This is a genomic window from Dietzia sp. DQ11-44 (assembly GCF_014145205.1).
In the GTDB taxonomy this organism is placed as follows: Bacteria; Actinomycetota; Actinomycetes; order Mycobacteriales; family Mycobacteriaceae; genus Dietzia; species Dietzia natronolimnaea.
On sequence record NZ_JAALEC010000335.1, the window covers coordinates 1 to 5,370 of the forward strand.

A 5,370-nucleotide genomic window follows, 5' to 3' on the forward strand; every position below is an offset into this window, starting at 1 on the left:
AGTCAGTCCGCCCGGCCCGTCGGCTCGCCCCTCCCCGCCGCGACGCACGCCGCGCAGACGCCGAACAACTCGACGGTGTGGGTCACCTCGGTGAAGCCGTGGGCCCCGCCGGCACGGTGTGCCCACGTCTCGACCCCCGGCTCCTCGACCTCCACCGTGAACCCGCACACCCGACACACCAGGTGATGATGGTGCGAATCGGAGCACTTCCGGAAGATCAACTCCCCGGAGTCGGTGCGCAGCACGTCCACCGCACCCGCGTCGGACATCGACTGCAGGGTCCGGTAGACGGTGGTCAGCCCGATCGCGTCCCCGCGCTCGCGGAGTTCGGCGTGGAGGTCCTGGGCCGAACGGAACCCCTTGGACTCGTCGAGCAGCGCGGAGATGGCACTGCGTTGACGGGTCGAACGCACGCCGATCGACTTGTCCGGTGTGTCCACGTCCTACTCCTCCCCGGCGTGCCCGACGGCCGCCTCGACGATGTGCAACAGATGGTCGTCGAGCAACTCGTAGCGGATCTCGCGTCCCCGGCGGTGGGCGGAGACGACGTTGGACGACTTGAGCACCCGCAGATGCTGGCTCACCAGCGGCTGCGCGACCTCCAGGGCGTCCACCAGCTCGTGGACGCAGCGCGGCCCCTCGCGGAGCTGCAGCACTATCGCGATCCGCAGCGGAGCCGAGAGCGCACGGAGCAACTCGCCGGCGGCCGAGACCACGTGCTGCGGTGGCAGCGGCACGGGGGCGGCGTGGGAGCCGGGATCGTGGATCTCCGCGGCAGACCCGGCGTCGGCCGGGGACTCGGGTCCGGATGCCATTAGTTGCAACCTTCCGGGCGCGGTGGGGACCTGCGCCGTGTCGGGTGGGGGACCCCAGTATCCCAGACCGCCGGGGTGGACCGGATACCCTGGTGAGAAGTGCCGCGGGCGCCGGCCCGCGCCGAGGCCGTCCACCCCGACACCTCCGCCAACCGACTCACCAAAGGGAGAACCCCCGACGTGGCATCCTCAGCGTCCGTCATCGACACAGTCGTCAACCTCTGCAAGCGCCGGGGACTGGTGTACCAGTGTGGCGAGATCTACGGCGGAACCCGTTCGGCGTGGGACTACGGTCCGCTCGGCGTGGAGCTCAAGGACAACATCAAGAAGCAGTGGTGGCGGAACTTCGTCACCGGCCGCGAGGACGTCGTGGGCCTAGATTCCTCGATCATCCTGCCCCGCAAGGTGTGGGAGGCCTCCGGCCACGTCGACACCTTCACCGACCCGCTGGTGGAGTCCCTCCACACGCACAAGCGCTACCGCGCCGACCACCTCATCGAGGCCTACGTCGCCAAGCACGGGCGCGAGCCGGCCAACGGACTGGCGGACATCAACGACCCCGTCACGGGCCAGCCCGGCTCGTGGACCGAGCCGCAGTTGTTCTCCGGCCTGATGAAGACCTACCTCGGCCCGGTCGACGACAAGGAGGGCCTGCACTACCTCCGGCCCGAGACCGCCCAGGGCATCTTCGTCAACTACAAGAACGTCATGACCACCGCCCGGCGTAAGCCGCCGTTCGGGATCGGCCAGATCGGCAAGGCGTTCCGCAACGAGATCACCCCCGGCAACTTCATCTTCCGGACCCGTGAGTTCGAGCAGATGGAGATCGAGTTCTTCACCAAGCCCGACGAGGCCGACGAGTGGTTCAAGCGGTGGGTCGAGGACTGCTGGGACTGGTTCGTGGACCTGGGGATCGACCCGGAGAACATGCGCCGCTTCGACGTCCCGGACGACGAGCGTGCCCACTACTCGGCCGGCACGATCGACTTCGAGTACAAGTTCGGTTTCTCCGGCAACCCCTGGGGCGAGCTGATGGGCGTGGCCAACCGCACGGATTACGACCTCACCCAGCACCAGACCCACTCCGGCGAGGACCTGCAGTACCGCGACCAGGCCTCGGGCGAGAAGTACGTGCCCTATGTCATCGAGCCGAGCTTCGGCCTGACGCGGTCGCTCATGGCGTTCCTCATCGACGCCTACACCGAGGACGAGGCCCCCAACTCCAAGGGCGGCGTCGACACCCGGACCGTGCTCAAGCTCGACCGGCGTCTCTCGCCGTTCAAGGCAGCCGTGCTGCCGCTCTCGCGGAACGCCGACCTCTCGCCCAAGGCACGGGACCTGGCCGCGCAGCTGCGCAAGAGCTGGAACGTGGACTTCGACGACGCGCAGGCCATCGGCCGCCGCTACCGCCGCCATGACGAGATCGGCACCCCGTTCTGCATCACCGTGGACTTCGACACCCTCGAGGACCAGGCCGTGACCATCCGTGAGCGGGACACCATGCAGCAGGAGCGGGTGGCCATCGACCAGGTCGAGGGGTACCTCGCGCAGCGGCTCATCGGCTGCTGACCCGGCGCTGGCACACTGGTCGGGTGAACAGATCCCGGTCCCCGCTGCGGGCGGTGTCCAGGGCCATCGGATGGCTCCTGGTCATCGCGCTGTTGCTGTGTCTCGCCGTCCCCGGTTTCATCGCGTTCCGTGTGTGGCACGTCGCGCGGGTGGACGACCGCACGCCGGCGGACGCGATCGTCGTCCTGGGCGCGGCCCAGTACGACGGCGTCCCGACCCCGGTGTTCCAGTCCCGACTCGACCACGCCGCCACCCTCTACGAGGAGGGCGTCGCCCCCCAGATCATCACGGTCGGTGGGAACCAGCCGGGTGACCGGTTCACCGAGGCCGGTGCGGGTCGCGCCTATCTGGCCACGCTGGGGGTGCCGCCCACCGCGATCCTGGCGGTCGAGACCGGGTCCAACACCGTCGGCAGTCTGGACGCCGTGGCCCTGACCGTGCGTGACCAGGGCGGTGGTTCCGTGGTGCTGGTCAGCGACCCCACGCACTCATATCGGGCGCGGATGATGGCCCGGGACGCCGGACTGGACGCGTGGACGTCGCCGACCCGACAGGGTCCCGCAGTCTGGACCCGGGAGAACCAGGTCCTGAGCATCATCCGCGAGACCGGAGCGGTGCTCTGGTACCAGTACCACCGGATCGCCGGGACGGACGTGGACTTCCCCGGCTGATCGGTGGACACGACGTTCACGACCGGACAGGGACGACGACGGGGCACACTCGCCCGACAGGAGACGCGCATGACGGGGTACGCGTACGACGCCGCAGACGCCGAGCGCCGGGTGGGTGAGGGGCCCGCCCGGGCGCGGGGGACGGCCAGTGAGCGCAGCCCGTTCGAGAGGGATCGCGCGCGGGTCCTGCACTCGGCGGCTCTGCGACGGCTCGCCGACAAGACGCAGGTGGTCGGGCCCGGGGACGGTGACACGCCGCGGACCCGCCTCACCCATTCCCTCGAGGTCGCGCAGATCTCCCGCAGCATCGCCGCCGGCCTCGGCTGCGACCCCGACCTCGCCGACCTGGCGGGGTTGAGCCACGACATCGGACACCCGCCCTACGGGCACAACGGTGAGCGCGCCCTCGACGAGGTCGCGAGAGGGTTCGGGGGATACGAGGGCAACGCCCAGACGATCAGGATCCTCACGCGGCTGGAACCCAAGGTCGTCGACGCCGACGGGCGCGGGGTCGGACTGGACCTCACCCGCGCCGCGTTGGACGCGGCCACCAAGTACCCGTGGCTGCCGCGGGAGGGCACCAGGAAGTTCGGCGCCTATCCCGACGACGCGGACACCCTCGCCTGGATCCGCGTGGGGGCACCCGGGGACACCCGGTGCCTGGAGGCGCAGATCATGGACTTCTCCGATGACGTGGCCTATTCGGTCCACGACGTGGAGGACGCGATCGTGGCGGGCAGGCTGGACCTGCGGTCGTTGACCGACCCGTCGGAGGTCGCGGCGCTGGCCGAGCTGGGCGCACGCGAGTTCCGGGGGCCCGACGCCGACCAGCTGCGCGAGGCGGCCGGGCGGCTCGGCGCGCTCGACGCGGTCCGCGCCGTCCAGCCGTTCGAGGAGTCCTTCGCGGGAGCGGTCGCCCTCAAGGCGCTGACCAGCGAGCTGGTCGGGCGGTTCGTCATGCCCGCCATCCACACCACCCGCGAGGTGCACGGTGAGATGCCGCACGGGCGGTACAGCGCCGACCTCGAGGTGCCGCTGCACGTGGAGGCCGAGGTCGTGATGCTCAAGACCATGGCCGTGCGGTACGTGATGAGCGACCCGGGGCACCGGGCCCGGCAGGATCGTCAACGCGACCGTATCCACCGGGTGGCCGAGTACCTGGCGCACTCGGCGCCGGCCGGACTCGACGCGGTACTGCGCCCGCTGTGGGACGCGGCCCCGGACGACGCGGCCCGGATGCGCGTGATCGTGGACCAGGTGGCCCTCTACACCGAGAGCCGCCTCGAGCGGATCGACCGGGCGAGCGCCGGCATCCAGGCGGCCTGGGGCTGAGCAGTAAGCCGGCTCAACCCACGGCCCGGGTGAGGTCGCCGACCAGGTCCTCGATGCCGAGCGCGCCGATGGACCCACCGGGGGAGAACCCGGTCCGCACCACCACGAGATCGGCCGACGGGACCACCACGATGTACTGCCCGTCGTGCCCCGAGGCCCAGTAGGCGTCCGCGGGAATCCCGGGAAGACGCAGCGGGGTGCCGTCACCGGCGTCGTTGGTCCACCACTGCGCGCCGTAGGGCTCGGGCTCACCGCCGGCCGGGACGACGCTCGTCGCGTAGTCCATCCATCCGGCGGGGAGCAGGCGGCGACCGTCCACCTCGCCGTCATCCAGCGTGAACTGCCCGAACCGCGCCCAGTCCCGCGGCGTGGCCCACAAATACGAGCTGCACACCGACCGGCCGGAGGCGTCGGCCTCGAGGACCGCGCTGGTCATCCCGAGCGGGTCGAACAGCAGCCGATCGGCCATCTCGGGCCCGAGGCCGGTGCGCTCGTGCAGCAGGTCGCACACGATGTTGGTGGTGCCCGACGAGTACTGACGGACGGTCCCGGGCTCGTGGGCGAGCGGTTGGGCGGCGGCGAACGCGGCCATGTCCGGCTCGGCGAACAGCATCTGCGTGATGGGGGTGCCGAGGTCGTAGTCCTCGTCCCACTCCAGCCCGGAGGTCATGCGCAGCAGGTCGTCGAGGGAGATCTGCGCCCGCTCGTCGGTCCACTCGGGGCGCAGATTCGTGTCCGCCGGGTCGAGGTCGGCCTCCGGGAACTCCTGCTGCGCGCGCCCGACCAGGGTGGCCGCCACGCTCTTGGCCATGGACCACCCGAGCTGCCGGGTGTCCGGACCGAAGCCGTCGGCGTACCACTCGTCGAGGATCTCACCGCGGTGGACCGCGACGAGTCCGCGCGTGCCCTCCTGGCCGGCGGCCCGGTCGAGTGCCGCACCGACCTCGGCCGGCACGTCGGTGGCCTGCGGCAGGCCGATGCCC

At 70.7% G+C, this 5,370-nt stretch carries 6 protein-coding genes; 3 read left to right on the top strand and 3 right to left on the bottom strand.

Features of this window, described 5'->3' with window-relative positions:
* Positions 1-2: 2 nt before the first annotated feature.
* A complete protein-coding gene (locus G6018_RS09085; RefSeq protein WP_182609447.1) occupies positions 3-440 on the bottom strand; it encodes a Fur family transcriptional regulator in 438 nt (145 codons plus the stop codon).
* 3 nt (positions 441-443) lie between these two features.
* A complete protein-coding gene (locus G6018_RS09090; protein ID WP_179524973.1) occupies positions 444-815 on the bottom strand; it encodes a metalloregulator ArsR/SmtB family transcription factor in 372 nt (123 codons plus the stop codon).
* 180 nt (positions 816-995) lie between these two features.
* Here G6018_RS09090 and G6018_RS09095 point away from each other — a divergent pair, with 180 nt between their 5' ends.
* The 3 genes from G6018_RS09095 (at position 996) to G6018_RS09105 (ending at position 4,387) form a co-directional block, all read left to right on the top strand.
* Entirely contained in the window at positions 996-2,384 is a 1,389-nt protein-coding gene (locus G6018_RS09095) for a glycine--tRNA ligase (RefSeq protein WP_179524974.1), read from the top strand.
* 53 nt (positions 2,385-2,437) lie between these two features.
* A complete protein-coding gene (locus G6018_RS09100; RefSeq protein ID WP_179526206.1) occupies positions 2,438-3,055 on the top strand; it encodes a YdcF family protein in 618 nt (205 codons plus the stop codon).
* Between the two features lie 69 nt (positions 3,056-3,124).
* Positions 3,125-4,387 carry a deoxyguanosinetriphosphate triphosphohydrolase gene (locus G6018_RS09105; protein WP_182609448.1) on the top strand — a complete coding sequence of 421 codons (1,263 nt, stop codon included), beginning with the start codon at positions 3,125-3,127 and terminating at the stop codon, positions 4,385-4,387.
* Between the two features lie 13 nt (positions 4,388-4,400).
* Here the strand turns inward: G6018_RS09105 and G6018_RS09110 are convergent.
* Positions 4,401-5,370 (bottom strand): serine hydrolase (locus tag G6018_RS09110; RefSeq protein WP_182639439.1); only part of this gene is annotated, 970 nt, incomplete at its 5' end.